This is a genomic window from Variovorax sp. Root318D1 (genome assembly GCF_001424835.1).
Lineage (GTDB): Bacteria > Pseudomonadota > Gammaproteobacteria > Burkholderiales > Burkholderiaceae_C > Variovorax.
Genome location: NZ_LMCQ01000025.1, coordinates 18,304 through 31,673 on the forward strand (window position 1 = coordinate 18,304; position 13,370 = coordinate 31,673).

Genomic DNA, 13,370 nt, shown 5'->3' on the forward strand with positions numbered 1-13,370 from the left:
CAAGGAGACACCACCATGAGCAGCTCACTCGTCAACCACCAGGTACGCCTCGCCAAGCGCCCCGAGGCCACGGCCACCCGCGAGAACTGGAAGTTCACCACCGAGCCCGTGGGCGAACCGGCCGAGGGCGGGGTGCTGGTCAAGACGCTGTCGCTCTCGCTGGATCCGGCCATGCGCGGCTGGCTCAACGATGCGAAGAGCTACATCGCGCCCGTGGCCATCGACGAAGTAATGCGCGCTGGCGGCGTCGGGCGCGTCGTCGCCTCAAAGAATCCCGAGTTCGCGGTCGGCGACACCGTCTACGGCACCCTCGGCGTGCAGGAATACATCCTGATTCCGCAAGACCAGATCAAGCGCAACGGCCTGGTGAAAATCGACCTCAGGGTCGGCACCATCAACCAGTGGCTCAACGTGCTCGGCATGCCCGGCATGACCGGCTACTTCGGCCTGATGGACGTGGGCCAGCCCAAGCCGGGCGAAACGGTCGTCATCTCCGGCGCGGCAGGCGCGGTGGGGCAAACCGTGGGCCAGCTCGCCAAGATCAAGGGCTGCCGCGTGGTCGGCATCGCGGGCGGTGCTGCCAAGTGCGACTGGGTGGTGAAAGAGCTGGGCTTCGATGCCTGCATCGACTACAAGGCCGGCGCGTCGGCGGTGCGCGACGGGCTCAAGACCCACTGCCCGAAGGGCGTGGACATCTACTTCGACAACGTCGGCGGAGAGATTCTCGACGCGGTGCTGGCGCGGCTCGCACGCAAGGCCCGCGTGATCATCTGCGGCGCCATCAGCCAGTACAACAATGCCAACAGCATGCCCGGCGCTGGTCCCAAGAACTACCTGAGCCTGCTGGTGAACCGCGCGCGCATGGAAGGCATCGTGGTGTTCGACTACGCCGACCGGTACCACATTGCCATTGCCGAGATGGCCGGCTACCTGAAGGACGGGCGCATGAAGAGCAAGGAAGACGTCGTGAAGGGCCTGGAGACTTTCCCCGAGTCGCTCAACAAGCTGTTCGCGGGAGAGAACTTCGGCAAGCTGATCCTGCAGGTGGCCGAAGACTGAAGCCGGCTCAGGGCTCGCTTGGGCGCATGGGAATGTCGCCCATGGCGTCGTCCTCGCGCAGGCCACGAGCGGCCTTCAGCGTTTCGATGGAGAGGCCGTCACCGTGGCCGGCGAAGCCCTTGGCGACCCCCTCCAGCACCGTCGACAGGCCGATGTCGCCGTCGGCGCGGGCATCCATGCTGATGTTGAGCACTCGGGCCGCCATCTGCCGATAACTGATGGCGCCCGCGCCTTCGAGCGCCGCCACCAGGTCAAGGTACAGCGCCAGGTTCAGGTCGAACACCAGCTTGGGCGTGATCTCGAATTCATCGTTCTTGTTCTTGTTATCCATAGGGTGAGCCTCCTAAATTCCGAAGCCTCCACTCTAGCCACAAACAAGGCGCCGGTCTCGTCGGACGCGGACCTATTCATCAGCGCGCGCGCGTGCCCATCACGGCGGCCGAGATGATCAGCCCCGCCGCAAGGCCGATGCTCCAGGTGAGCGGGCGCCCGGTCACTGCCAGCAGCAGCGCGGTGGAGCCCAGCGGCGTGAGATAGCTCAGGATGCCGATCTGCCGCGCATCCCCGCGCTTGAGCGCCATGTCCCAGACGAAGAAAGCCGCGCCGAGCGGACCGAGGCCGCACAGCGCGACCAGCAGCCCGTCTTTCGCGGACAGCACGACCGAAGTCTCCAGCAGCGCATGGCAGGCGAGCGACAACACGCCGGAGACGACGCCGAAGAGGCCGATCGCGGAGGTCGGGAACGCCGCCACCCGCTTCGTCCAGAGCGAATAGCTGGCCCAGATGAAGGCCGAGCCCAGCGCCGGCAGGAAGCCCCAGGCTGAGGCACCTGTCACGGACGCGGCGCCCTCGCGTGCGCCGAGGATCGCGATGGCCGCGCCAGCAAAACCCAGCAAGGCGGCCACCAGATGCAGCGGCCTCAGCGACAGCCCGGGCAGCAGCGCCGGTGCCAGCACCACCATGAACAGTGGCCACAAGTAGTTGACCAGGTTGGCTTCCACGGGCGGGGCATGCCGCAACGCGATGAACAGCAGAAAGTGGAAGCCGAACAAGCCATAGATGCCGAGGGCCAGCGTGCGCGGCGGCACGTACCAGGCGCTGCGGTCGCGCAGCACCAGCGGCCAGCTGGGAATGCTGCCGATGATCAAAGCGAGGCCGGTCAGCAGGAACGGCGGCAGGTGCGAGAGCGCGGTGCCGAGCGAGGCGAGGGTGGCCCACAGCGCAATGGCGGCAAGGGCAAGAAGCGTGGCGGACATCGCACCGAGCTTAAGCGGCGCCGTCGTCGCAAAGCGCCGGTGAATCGTCGCGTGGCAACGACGTTTCCGTTCAGTGATCGAGCCTGCGCAGTGCCGCCGTGAGCGCGGAGGGCGAGCGGTAGCCCGTGTGGCGCGCCGTCTCCGCCACGCCCATGCCGCCCAGCCGCAGTTCGCGCGCGTGCGCGAGCCGCAGCATGCGCAGCCAGTGCATCGCGCTCATGCCCTGCTCGTCGCGGCAGCGCTGCGCGAACTGGCTGGGGCTCAGGCACGCCACGCCTGCGAGATCGGCAACGCCCAGCGGCTCGTGCCAGTGCGCCCGGGCCCAGGCGGCGAGCGCGGTCCAGTCGATGCGCCGGCTTCGCGCAGGGGCCGGCGGGGTCGCACCCCAGGCTTCGAGCAGGAGCGCGGGGCCATGCTGCAGCGTCAATGCGAAAGCATCCGGATGCTGCGCGCACTGCGCGAGGTACAGCGCCAGCGTCTGCAGCCGCGAAGCATCGGCGGGCGCGTGCTCGGCGCAACGCGCCCACGTCGGGTGGGTGGTGTCGAGCACGAGGCACTGGCTGCCGCTGCGCGATTCGAAGTCGTGCCGGTCGCCGGGCACCACCACTTGCGCCTCACCGGCGCCGACGCGCGCGCCGCGGCCTTCCACTTCGAGTTCGAGCACACCGGCCAGGCCGATCAGCACCTGGAAGTGGTCATGCGCGTGGCTGCCGCGCGAAGCGCCGTAGTCGCGCAGCGAAAGGCTGTGCGGCTCGGCGCGGGGGAGCATTGCTGGGGTTTGCATGGGCAGGATCGAATTGTCGTTCCGTGCTCCGCGGCTGTCATCCCAGCCGCAGCAGCAACGCGGAAGCCGCGCACACCAGCAAGAAGGGAATGCTGATGCGGTGAAACTCGCGCAGGCCGTGCGGCACCCTGGCAAGCCTCAATGCGATCAGGTTGGCCAGCGAGCCCAGCACGCACCCGAATCCGCCCACGCTCACTCCCGCGGCCAGTGCCGGCAAATCCCGCACGTGGCCGTCGAGCAGGATTGCGGCCGGCACGTTGCTGATGAACTGCGAGGCGACGATGGCGGCCAGGTAGGCGCGCCATCCCTCGGTGATCGGCCAATGGTTCAGCAGCGCCACGACGGCGGGCAGCTCGGCCAGCTGCCGCAGGTCCACGAACATCAACGCAATGATCGCGAGCAGGGCCCAGTCGATGCCGCGCAGCACGCGCGGATACGACACCAGGAACACGGCGAACACCACGCCAAGGCCTGCCAGCAGCCAATGCCGGTCCAGCGCGACCACAAAGCCGACGAACAGGACTCCTGCCAAGGCAAGCAGGCGAGGCTGCACCGGCGTGGCCTCGGCCTCGGGCTTGAGCGCGATGGCCGTGCGCGGCACCAGCAGCCAGACTGCCGCGAAGAGCCAGAACAGCATCACGGCCACGGTCGGCAGCATCATTCCCATGAAGGCAACGAAGCTCTCGCCCGAGCGGTGCCACAGGTAGAGGTTCTGCGGGTTGCCGATGGGCGTGAGCGCCGAGCCCGCGTTGACGGCCAGCGCCTCGAGAACCACGAGCCGTGCGAGCGGCAGGTGCGCCTGGTTGGCGAGTACGCGCGTCAGCGGCACCAGCAGGAACAAGCTCACGTCATTGGTCACCAGCGCGGAGAGCAATGCGGCACTGGCGGTGAGCAGAAGCGCGAGGCTGCGCTGACTGTGCGTGCGCGCGAGCAGGCGCTGCGCGGCGGCCTGCAGCATGCCGCTCTTTTCCACGCCCTGGGTGATGGCGAGCAGGCCCGCGAGCGCGCCCACGGTCTGCCAATCGACCAGCTTCAGCCAGTCCATGGGCGCACGCGGGCGCAAGAAGGCGAACACGACCGCGACGGCGGCCAGCAGCCACAGCAAACCGTTGCCGCCGCCCTGTTCGGACGGCGCCGTGGTCAGTGATTCAGCGGCCGACGAGCTCACGCAGTTCGCGCTTGAGGACCTTGCCGATCGCGCTGCGCGGCAGTTCGTCGATGAAGTGAAGGCGCGCCAGACGCTGCGTCTTGCCGAGCTGGGCGTTGGCCCATTGGAGCAGCGCCTCTTCGGTGGTGCCGTCGCCTTCGCGGCGCACCACGAAGGCCACCGGCGTCTCGCCCCATTGCTCCGACGGCACGCCGATTACCGCGACGTCGGCCACGGCGGCATGGCCCCGCAACACGGTCTCGAGGTCGCTCGGATAGATGTTGAAGCCGCCGCTGATGATCATGTCCTTCTTGCGGTCGAACAGCGTCAGGAAGCCATCGGCATCGAAGCGTCCGACGTCGCCGGTGCGGATGAAGCGCTTGCCGCTCGCGTCGAACCATTCGGCTTCGCGCGTCTTGGCGGGCTGGCGGTGGTAGCCGGTCATCATGCCGGCCGAATGGCCCACCACTTCGCCGGCCCGTTCGGTGTCGCCGCGCGGAATCTCGTTGCCGTCTTCGTCGATCAGCCGGATGTCACTGCCTTCGGCCGGGCTCCCCACCGTGTGCAGCTTGTCGGGATGCAGGTGCGCTTCGAGAATGCAGGTGCCGCCGCCTTCGGTCATACCGTAGAACTCGATCAGCCCACCGGGCCAGCGCTTGAGCACGTCGGCCTTGAGCGCGGCATTGAAGGGCGCGCTGGTGCTGAATTTGAAGCGGAACGACGAGAGGTCGTGTGCGTCGAAGCGAGGATGCGCCATCAGGCGCTGGTATTGCACGGGCACCAGCATCGTGTGCGTGACGCGGTGCTTTTCGGCCAGTTGCAAGTAGCCGAGCGCGTCGAATTTCGGCATCAGCACCACGCAGCCACCGAAGGCGATGGTGGGGAAGAACACCACCAGCGTCGTGTTGGAATAAAGCGGCGTCGACAGCAGCGTGACCGTGTCCGCACCGTATCCGTACTTGGCGCCGCGCTGTACATGGGCCCAGCGCATGCCGTGGCCCTGCACAATGCCTTTGGGCTCGCCGGTGGTGCCCGAGGAATAGATGATGTTGAAGGCCCAGGAGGGCTGCGTTTCGACGGCGCTCGGCTGTGCGCCCACAGGGGCCAGCCAACTCTCAAGGCTCTGCCCGGCGTTGGAACCGTCGAGCGCGACGCGCGGAATACCGCCTTCCTTCGGGGCGCCGACAACCTCGGCCGCCGAGGCGTCGGTGAAGAGGATGCGCGCATCGGCATCCTCGATCATGCGCGCCAGGCTGGCGGGGGTGGAGCCGGGCGCGAGCGGCGCGACTGCGACACCGACGCGCAGAGCACCCAGGAAAACCGCCGCGTAGTTCACCGAAGAAGTCGCGCACACCGCGATGGCATCGCCGGGCTTGAGCCCTTCGCGCTGCAGGCTGGCCGCGATGCGGTCCATCAGCGCGTCGAGGGCGCCGTAGGTCAGGCTTCGCTCGTTGTCGACCAGCGCAATACGCCCGGGCGCTTGCATCGCATGCTCGTGAACGAGCTGGGCGATGGTGCCAAATTCCTGCATCGTGTTCATGTCTGACTGTGCCTGTTTACGTCGCCGACGGCTTCTCGCACGGCGTGAATGATGTATTCGATTTCCTCGTCGCTGAGCATCGGGTAAAGCGGCAGGGCCAGCGAGCAGCGGGCCAGCCGCTCGCTGTGCGGCAGAGTGCTCGCGCCTCGCCAGCGCCCCAGCGCCTCGTGCAGGTGCAGCGGCTGTTCATAGTAGACGCGGGTGGCGATTCCCCTTGTCGCCAGTTGGACCGCCAGCGCGTTCCGCTCGTGCGAGCCGCGCAGGACAACGACGAAATAGTTCCAGGCATGGCCCGCCGCGTCACTCGGCAATTGCATCGGGCACCCGGCCCACGCCGCCAGATAACGCGCGGCGATGGCGCGACGCCGCGCGATGGCACCAGGGAAATCATCCAACGCCACATGAAGGAGCGACGCTTGCAACTCGTCCATGCGGCTGTTCTGGCCCAGGCATGTGTGCAATCCGTTCTGGTACCCGTGGTTGCGGAGCAGGCGCGCCTTCTCGGCATGGCGCGGATTCTTGAAAGCCAGGGCTCCCGCGTCTCCGGCGGCGCCCAGGGTCTTGGTGGGGTAGAAGCTCATCGCCGCTGCGTCGCCCCAGCTGCCGGCAGGATGCGCGCGTCCGTCCGCGCCGCAAGCGCTGGCACCCAGGCACTGGGCCACGTCCTCGATCAGAGGCAGCTGCTCGTCCCGGCAATAGGCGGCCAACTCGGGCAGCCCGGTGGGATCACCGAAGAGTCCGACCGCGAGAACGGCGCGGGTGCGGGGCGTTCTCGCGTCCCGGAATTGCGCGAGCGGCACCAGAAAATCATCGGCGGCACTGTCGACGAACACCGGACGCGCACCGGCGGCGATCACCGCTTCGGCACAGGCCGCAAAGGTGTAGGAGGGGAGCAGGACTTCGTCGTCCGGATGCCCTCCGGCCGCACTGCCGACGCCCAGACTCTTGAGGGCAAGCAGCAGTGCGTCTGAACCGGAACTCACGGCCACCACCTCGCGCCCTTGTAGCAAGTCCGACAGCCGCGCCTCGAATGCGCTGACCTGCGGACCGAGGACATAGGTGCCGCTGCGCAACACCGCGGCACATGCCTGGACAAGGCGTTCGGCCATGGGTTCGGCACATGCCGCGGAACGGAACAACGGAATATTCATGCGTGCAGCACCTGGGACGCGCGGATGACCGCGGCAAGGCCGTCGGCGCCGGAGGCAATGCGCCTGCCATTGCCCTGCACGGCATGGCGAAAATCCCGGTACTGGCGCGCCAGCGCATCGTCGCTGCCCGTCATCGCACGGTGGGACTTGCGCAAGTCCAGCACGTGTTGCCGGCCACCGTTGCACACCTGGAGCCGCGCGGCGGGAGGCATGCCGCTGTAGCCGCTCTCCAGTTCCGCGATCATGCCGCCCAGGCGCACCCGGGCGCGGACACTGTGCATGTCGATCCGCCGGCTGATTACGTGCAGCTGCGCTTCCGCCGGAATGGCGCAGAGCCACGCGAGCAGGTCGAGATCGTGCACCATCAAATCCAGCACGCTGTCCGCGGCCTTTGCCTCACGGCAGGAAAAGCGACGGAATCGCAAAAATGGATGAGCGCTGTCCTGATGGCGCAGGGCGGCGCGGCGTATCCACGACAGCGCGGCCGTATCGAACGCCGGATTGAAGCGTTCGATGTGTCCTGTGCTCAGGACCACGCCGCATTGCTGCGCCATCCGAAGCATCTGTACGCCGTCCCGCCGGTCGATGCACATTGGCTTTTCGACCAATACGTGGCAACCGCGCCGCATGAGCGCCATCGCCACTTCGGCGTGTGTTCCATCGCTGGTGGCGACCGTGGCCGACTCGATGCCCGGCGGCAACTCGTCTATGCCGGACAACAGCGGCAATGCCGCAAGGTCGGCGACGGGCCTAGCTGCGGGAGAGTTGTCCACCACGGCGCTCAGACGGAAGCCTGGCAGGCTTGCGAGCTTGCGCGCATGGGTGCTGCCGAAACGACCCAGGCCCACGAGGGCGTGAGTCAAGTCGGGGGTAGCGAGAGCGAGCTCTACTTCGGCTTCGCCGACGCAGGAGGCCGCCGAGCCTTGATCGAGTGAGGACATCGTGAGGGTCATGGAGGACGCGGCTGGTTCCTCAAGCGCGCAAATGCCTGTCGCCGAATCAACTGTTGCCCTGCAATTCATAGCCGAGCTGGATCAGGAGCTTGCCCGCGACGCGTTCGAAGCGCTGCACTTCTTCGTCGCTCATGGTCTCGCGCCAAGAACCAATGCGTCCGGTGCCCGGTCGCTCCATCGTTCTGCGCTGCTGGTGCAGACGCTGCGCATGGCTCACCGTGAAGCTGCCATCGAGAGAGACGCGCGCCCGATGTTCTTCCAGCCGCTTGGGCGCGCGCTCCTGATGGTTGAGCAGTTGATTCGACCACGGCAACTCCAGGAACTCGCACAGGCGGCGCAGTACCTGTTCAGGACGCGCCACCAGGTCTTCGTAGAACACCTCGATGTAATGGGTGCAAGCGGAGCCGGTGCTACGGGCCGCTTCGACCCGATCCGCCCAGGCGCGCGCCAATACTTCGGGTTCGTAGCCCGGGGAGAACCATTGTTGGCGCCATGAAGCTGCCACGTCACGGCCGTCGCGAATGAGGTGGACGAACCGGGCTTCGGGCAACAGAGCGGCGATCGTTCCGACGTGAAGCGAATAGTCTGGCGTCTTTTCGCCCCAGCGCGACTTGTCGAAACGCTGCGCGTAGAGCCGATAAAAGGCCCGCAGGCCATCGGCCACGGTGAAGGGTTCGAGCATCTGCACGGCTTCGGCGAGTGCCTCGCGTGCGAGACCGAAGTCCTGCCAGTTGGGGGCGCCCGGCGGATAAGCGGTGATTGTTTCGAGAAAGCGGGTGCGAAGATCGCCGTCCGATTCGTTCAGCGCCGCAACTGCGGCGAGGAAGCTGGTTTCGGGCGGGATCGCGAGGTCCGGATGGGCATCGAGCATCAACCTTAGCAGGGTCGTGCCCGAACGCGGCGCGCCCACCACGACCGGCATGGGAGGATGTTTGCTCATGTGGTTAAGTCCCCGATCAGGCCGAGCAGTTTGCTTACGGCGGGCCGAAGCCCCATTCGCATGGGGTCGATTGCGAGCCTCGGCGCTTCCGGGGCCTCGTAGGGCGCGCTGACACCGGTAAATTGGGCAAGTTCGCCTCGCCGGGCCCTGCAATAAAGTCCCTTGGCATCCGCCGCCTCGCACACGTCCAGCGGGGTGCTGACATGGATCTCCAGGAAGCGCTCAGCCCCGACGATGAAGCTCGCCTGTGCCCGGTCGACCCGAAGAGGGGAGATCAGCGCCGCAACGACGATCAGGCCGGCATCGTTCATCAGCCGGGCGACCTCGGCGGTCCGGCGGATGTTCTCGCTGCGCGAGCCCGGATCAAAACCCAGGTCGCGGTTCAGTCCGCGGCGCAACGCGTCGCCGTCCAGCACGGTGCAGTGGCGGCCGCTGTCATTCAGCGCCTGCGCCAACGTCCGGGCCAGGGTCGTCTTGCCTGCTCCACTCAGGCCGGTGAGCCACAGGGTAGGAGTCAGATCGGCACGCATCGATGCTTCAGCGAACGCGGCCGCGTAGCCGATCGGCCACCACCTGCAGGTGAGCACCACGAATGACATGCTTGTAGACGCCGGCAGCGACGCGCTCTTCACCGGCGATCTCGAAAAAGGGCTTGGCGACGGGGGCTTCGGCCTGCTCGTAGCGCGTGGGGCTGGCGGCAAACAGGCACTCCCTGCCATAGGCTTGGGCGCCGAATTCCGCAATGAAGCCATCGAGTTCCCGCTGCAACTGCCCGCCGAAGCGCTGGGCGTAGCCGTGCATGTCGGCCAGCTTGGCCTGCAGTTCCTGCGTATCGAGTTCGACCACGATATGGTTCTCGATCGCGAGTCGTGCCGGTGGACTGGGATGGCCGACAGTCGGGTAGCCAAAGGACAGAACCGGATGGCCGCGCGCCGTTGCGTGGGCGGCGACCTGATTGGCCAACAGGCGGCACAGGTCGTGGGAAGGGTTGTAGTCCTCGGCTTCGTCCGCGACGATGCACTCGATATCCTCCGAAATCACGTACGACGTCAGGCGGTCCAGCCACTGCGCGAACATGTTCGCGTCGCCGTCCAGCAGGGCCTGATAGATCTCGGCGTCGGCCACGGGCGATACCACCTGGGGAATCCAGTTCGCGTCTGCTTGCACCAGGTTGTCGGTCGTGGGGGCCAGCCGCGCCGCGTCATTCGATCCCGCGCCGTTGGTGAGCACCACGACATCCGGCCGTTCGTTCCGGAGCCATTTCCAGAGCAGAAGCTCGTGTCCCGGATGAGCGGCGATCAGCAGGTGCTTCATGGACGCTGAACTCTGGCTTGTATGAAGGTGGAAATTTGCCGCAGCGGAGCGGTAACGCGCCAGGACCGGCTAGCGTAGATTTCGTGCAGCCGTGCATCCATGCCCGCGGTGTTGTCGAGCGCCTGCCGCTCGGCGTTGGCCAGGTGCGAACCGGCTTCATCCAGCCGCGCGCTCAGCGCAGCGTGAGCCGTGGACGCCGCGGCCTGTGCGGACTCGGCATCCCGCTGCTGTGCGGCCAGCGCGGCTTCGGCTGCCTGCAACTTGACGGCCAGCGCAGCGGCTTGCTCCGACTGACGCTGCGCCTCGGCGCGCCAGGCCTCGATCTGGGCCTGATGCGCGCGCTGCTGATCGTTGAGTGCCTGATGCGCGCGCTGCTGATCGTTGAGTGCCTGATGCAGCCCCACGACGTGCTGCTGCAGCGACGCGAGGCCGAGGTGCGCGGTCGTGGCGCTCCCACGCCGGATCCAGTCGTCCATGTAGCGCGCCATTTCGCGCGCACGTTGCTCGGCTGGCAGTGCAATGATCTCTCGGCCGTCGGTTACCCGCCGCATGCAAGCCTCGAGGCCGGAGAGCGTGGCATCCAGTCCTCCGTTCGCGCGCATCCAGGCGGCCGACTCCCTTGCATCCTGCGCATCGAACTTGTCGAGCTCGACCATCACGTTCTGCCGCGTGATTGGCCGCGTCATCAGTGCCCGGCCGAAGTTCCAACGCCGTGCGTGTGCCACCGTGGCCGCCGTCACCATCTCACCGATGCCCGAGCTTGGGTCGAGCACCACCACGGCGTTGCCGGTGACCAGCGCCTCGGTGGCGCAGCGTCCCTTGCCGAACACCACGTCGTAACGGCCCAGCGCGGCGGCCGGGTCGGGCAGATGGTTGCCGGTGCCGCTGCCTATCACGTCCAGCGTAAGGCCGCGTTCCGCGCATGCCGCGCGAATCTCTTCGAGTTGGGCATCGTGCGATGCATAGTTGCTGAAGACCAGTGCCGCGCGAGGTGCGGCCGGCAATGGCGTGCGCAGCACGAACCGCGAAAGATCGACGCCGTTCTGGATCAGTTCGATGTGGTCGCGCTCGATGCCGAACTCATGCACCAGTCGTTCGGCGCAGTTTTCGTCGACCGCGATATGGCGCACCACCTGTGAAAACTGCGGCGGGCGGCCGTGCTCTGCGCTGCGGTCGTGGCAGATCGTGAGAACGGGCACGTCATGAAAGTGAAGCAGGGCGCGCACCGTCTCGTGGTGGGTGTTGCCGATGATCACGTCGGGTCGGGCGGCCATGTCGGCGACATCGGTGATGCACGCGATCGACGCATGGCGCAACTCGTCGGCCATGTCGCCGAAAGCCGTTGCAAGAATGGTGACAGCGTGGCCGCGCCGCCGCAGCCACAATGCAAGATCCCGGGTGAACATCTCCGCGCCCGTGCGGTGCACGAGGTAGCACATCGCGAGCAGGATGCGCAACGGGCGCCCGGTCATGGGGGCGGCTGCCTCCACTGCGAACGCGGACGTATTCAATCGTTGGCTGGCGTACCCGCCAGAACATGCCCGGCCTGCTGGTCCGCGTGATAGCTCGACCGCACCATCGCACCCACGGCGGCGTGGCTGAAGCCCATCTTGTAGGCCTCTTCCTCGAACATCTTGAAGGTGTCGGGGTGCACATAGCGGCGCACCGGCAGGTGCGAGCCCGACGGCGACAGGTATTGGCCGATGGTCAGCATCTCGATGTCGTGCGCGCGCATGTCGCGCATCACCTGCAAGATTTCTTCGTCGGTTTCGCCCAGGCCCACCATGATGCCGCTCTTGGTCGGCACGTTGGGGTGCAGCGCCTTGAACTTCTTCAGCAGGTTGAGGCTGAACTGGTAGTCGCTGCCGGGGCGTGCTTCTTTATAAAGGCGCGGCGCGGTCTCGAGGTTGTGGTTCATCACGTCCGGCGGCGCGGCCTTCAGGATGTCGAGCGCGCGGTCGTCGCGGCCGCGGAAGTCGGGCACCAGGATCTCGATCTGCGTCATCGGCGAGAGCTCGCGGATGTTCTGGATGCAATCGACGAAATGCTGGCTTCCGCCATCGCGCAGGTCGTCGCGGTCGACGCTGGTGATCACCACGTACTTCAGGCGCAGCTTGGCGATGGTCTTGGCCAGGTTCAGCGGCTCGTCCTTGTCGAGCGGGTCGGGGCGGCCGTGGCCCACGTCGCAGAATGGGCAGCGGCGCGTGCACTTGTCGCCCATGATCATGAAGGTGGCCGTGCCGTTGCCGAAGCATTCGCCGATGTTCGGGCACGAGGCTTCTTCGCAGACCGTGTGCAGATTGCTTTCGCGCAGGATCTGCTTGATCTCGTAGAAGCGGGTGGTGGGGCTGCCGGCCTTCACGCGAATCCACTCGGGCTTCTTGAGCACCTCGCCCTGTTGCACCACCTTGACGGGAATGCGCGAGAGCTTGGCCGCGGCCTTTTGCTTGGCCAGCGGGTTGTAGTTTTCGGCGCTTTGTGCGTCGCGGACGACTTCGGTGGTGCTCATTGGATTGTTAGGGCGCCAGGTAGGTGGTGAGCTTCTGGCTCAGGACCCGGGCAGCCTCTTCCCATGTGGTTTGAATGCCGATTGTAGAAAGATCGACCGTTTGGAGCCCCGCATACCCACACGGATTGATCCGCGAGAAGGGCTCGAGGTCCATGTCGACGTTGAGCGCGACCCCATGATAAGTGGCATGGCGGCTCACCTTGATGCCGAGCGCGGCGATCTTGCCGAGGCCCCGAAACGGGTCGCTGGCGGGCAGCGGACCGGTCAGTGCCGCATGCGAGAACGGGTCGTCGAGCCGCACGTAGATGCCCGGCGCGCCCGGCACGCGGTGTCCCGTCACGCCGAAGTGGGCCAGCGTGCGCAGCACCGATTCCTCGATGCGGTAGACGTATTCCTTCACGTAGTAGCCCGCCCGCCGAAGATCGATCAACGGGTAGCCGACCACCTGGCCAGGGCCGTGGAAGGTGACCTGGCCGCCGCGGTCGGTTTGCACCACGGGAATGTCGCCGGGGTTCAGGATGTGGTCCTGCTTGCCCGCGAGGCCTTGCGTGAACACGGGGGCGTGCTCGCACATCCATAGCGCGTCGGGGGTTTCTGGCTGGCGCTCGAGCGTGAACTGCTTCATCGCCGCAAAGGTCTCGGCATAGCCGACGCGGCCCAGCCAGCGCGGTGCGATGGAGGTGCCCGTCGGGTGCTCTGCCAGCGTCATCAGGTCCT

14 protein-coding genes are annotated in these 13,370 nt (G+C 66.6%); 1 reads left to right on the plus strand and 13 read right to left on the minus strand.

The window, feature by feature from the left end:
* Positions 1 to 15 precede the first annotated feature (15 nt).
* Positions 16 to 1,059, plus strand: coding sequence for an NADP-dependent oxidoreductase (locus ASC78_RS25215; protein WP_055807959.1), 1,044 nt, complete (start codon positions 16 to 18; stop codon positions 1,057 to 1,059).
* Between the two features lie 7 nt (positions 1,060 to 1,066).
* On the opposite strand, the gene ASC78_RS25220 is transcribed toward ASC78_RS25215, so the two are convergent.
* From ASC78_RS25220 to lipB, 13 genes are all read right to left on the minus strand, one after another.
* Entirely contained in the window at positions 1,067 to 1,390 is a 324-nt protein-coding gene (locus ASC78_RS25220) for a hypothetical protein (protein ID WP_055807961.1), read from the minus strand.
* A 79-nt stretch (positions 1,391 to 1,469) separates the two neighbouring features.
* The gene (locus ASC78_RS25225; RefSeq protein ID WP_055807963.1) at positions 1,470 to 2,315 is read right to left on the minus strand and encodes a DMT family transporter; all 846 of its coding nucleotides are present in this window, start codon (positions 2,313 to 2,315) and stop codon (positions 1,470 to 1,472) included.
* A gap of 70 nt (positions 2,316 to 2,385) precedes the next feature.
* On the minus strand, positions 2,386 to 3,099 hold the full coding sequence (locus ASC78_RS25230) for a helix-turn-helix domain-containing protein (protein ID WP_055807965.1): 714 nt from the start codon (positions 3,097 to 3,099) through the stop codon (positions 2,386 to 2,388).
* Positions 3,100 to 3,136: 37 nt separating this feature from the next.
* Positions 3,137 to 4,267, minus strand: a complete 1,131-nt coding sequence (locus ASC78_RS25235; RefSeq protein ID WP_055807967.1) for an SLC13 family permease — start codon at positions 4,265 to 4,267, stop codon at positions 3,137 to 3,139.
* Positions 4,248 to 5,786, minus strand: a complete 1,539-nt coding sequence (locus ASC78_RS25240; RefSeq protein ID WP_055807969.1) for a class I adenylate-forming enzyme family protein — start codon at positions 5,784 to 5,786, stop codon at positions 4,248 to 4,250. The genes ASC78_RS25235 and ASC78_RS25240 overlap by 20 nt, the downstream gene beginning before the upstream one ends.
* A complete protein-coding gene (locus ASC78_RS25245; protein ID WP_055807971.1) occupies positions 5,783 to 6,937 on the minus strand; it encodes a DegT/DnrJ/EryC1/StrS family aminotransferase in 1,155 nt (384 codons plus the stop codon). The genes ASC78_RS25240 and ASC78_RS25245 overlap by 4 nt, the downstream gene beginning before the upstream one ends.
* Positions 6,934 to 7,890, minus strand: coding sequence for a Gfo/Idh/MocA family protein (locus ASC78_RS25250; protein WP_055807973.1), 957 nt, complete (start codon positions 7,888 to 7,890; stop codon positions 6,934 to 6,936). The genes ASC78_RS25245 and ASC78_RS25250 overlap by 4 nt, the downstream gene beginning before the upstream one ends.
* 46 nt (positions 7,891 to 7,936) lie before the next feature.
* On the minus strand, positions 7,937 to 8,812 hold the full coding sequence (locus ASC78_RS25255; protein ID WP_162246116.1) for a sulfotransferase family protein: 876 nt from the start codon (positions 8,810 to 8,812) through the stop codon (positions 7,937 to 7,939).
* 14 nt (positions 8,813 to 8,826) lie between these two features.
* A complete protein-coding gene (gene cysC / locus ASC78_RS25260; RefSeq protein ID WP_082517655.1) occupies positions 8,827 to 9,429 on the minus strand; it encodes an adenylyl-sulfate kinase in 603 nt (200 codons plus the stop codon).
* Entirely contained in the window at positions 9,368 to 10,144 is a 777-nt protein-coding gene (locus tag ASC78_RS25265; protein WP_055807979.1) for a hypothetical protein, read from the minus strand. The genes cysC and ASC78_RS25265 overlap by 62 nt, the downstream gene beginning before the upstream one ends.
* Positions 10,141 to 11,616 (minus strand): glycosyltransferase family 4 protein, encoded by a 1,476-nt coding sequence (locus tag ASC78_RS25270; protein WP_055807982.1) that lies wholly within the window; start codon positions 11,614 to 11,616, stop codon positions 10,141 to 10,143. Before ASC78_RS25270 ends, ASC78_RS25265 begins: the two co-directional genes overlap by 4 nt.
* A gap of 35 nt (positions 11,617 to 11,651) precedes the next feature.
* Positions 11,652 to 12,653 carry a lipoyl synthase gene (gene lipA / locus ASC78_RS25275; protein ID WP_055807983.1) on the minus strand — a complete coding sequence of 334 codons (1,002 nt, stop codon included), beginning with the start codon at positions 12,651 to 12,653 and terminating at the stop codon, positions 11,652 to 11,654.
* A 7-nt stretch (positions 12,654 to 12,660) separates the two neighbouring features.
* Complete coding sequence (gene lipB, locus ASC78_RS25280; protein WP_055807985.1) at positions 12,661 to 13,362, minus strand: lipoyl(octanoyl) transferase LipB; 702 nt, start codon at positions 13,360 to 13,362, stop codon at positions 12,661 to 12,663.
* Positions 13,363 to 13,370: the final 8 nt, after the last annotated feature.

Excerpts from the sequence above, each read along its gene's own strand:
- ASC78_RS25215 (WP_055807959.1), top strand. The coding sequence starts at position 16 with ATGAGCAGCTCACTCGTCAACCACCAGGTACGCCTCGCCAAGCGCCCC.
- ASC78_RS25220 (WP_055807961.1), bottom strand. The coding sequence starts at position 1,390 with ATGGATAACAAGAACAAGAACGATGAATTCGAGATCACGCCCAAGCTG.
- ASC78_RS25225 (WP_055807963.1), bottom strand. The coding sequence starts at position 2,315 with ATGTCCGCCACGCTTCTTGCCCTTGCCGCCATTGCGCTGTGGGCCACC.
- ASC78_RS25230 (WP_055807965.1), bottom strand. The coding sequence starts at position 3,099 with ATGCAAACCCCAGCAATGCTCCCCCGCGCCGAGCCGCACAGCCTTTCG.
- ASC78_RS25240 (WP_055807969.1), bottom strand. The coding sequence starts at position 5,786 with ATGAACACGATGCAGGAATTTGGCACCATCGCCCAGCTCGTTCACGAG.
- ASC78_RS25245 (WP_055807971.1), bottom strand. The coding sequence starts at position 6,937 with ATGAATATTCCGTTGTTCCGTTCCGCGGCATGTGCCGAACCCATGGCC.
- ASC78_RS25250 (WP_055807973.1), bottom strand. The coding sequence starts at position 7,890 with ATGACCCTCACGATGTCCTCACTCGATCAAGGCTCGGCGGCCTCCTGC.
- ASC78_RS25255 (WP_162246116.1), bottom strand. The coding sequence starts at position 8,812 with ATGCCGGTCGTGGTGGGCGCGCCGCGTTCGGGCACGACCCTGCTAAGG.
- cysC (WP_082517655.1), bottom strand. The coding sequence starts at position 9,429 with ATGTCATTCGTGGTGCTCACCTGCAGGTGGTGGCCGATCGGCTACGCG.
- ASC78_RS25265 (WP_055807979.1), bottom strand. The coding sequence starts at position 10,144 with ATGAAGCACCTGCTGATCGCCGCTCATCCGGGACACGAGCTTCTGCTC.
- ASC78_RS25270 (WP_055807982.1), bottom strand. The coding sequence starts at position 11,616 with ATGACCGGGCGCCCGTTGCGCATCCTGCTCGCGATGTGCTACCTCGTG.
- lipA (WP_055807983.1), bottom strand. The coding sequence starts at position 12,653 with ATGAGCACCACCGAAGTCGTCCGCGACGCACAAAGCGCCGAAAACTAC.
- lipB (WP_055807985.1), bottom strand. The coding sequence starts at position 13,362 with ATGACGCTGGCAGAGCACCCGACGGGCACCTCCATCGCACCGCGCTGG.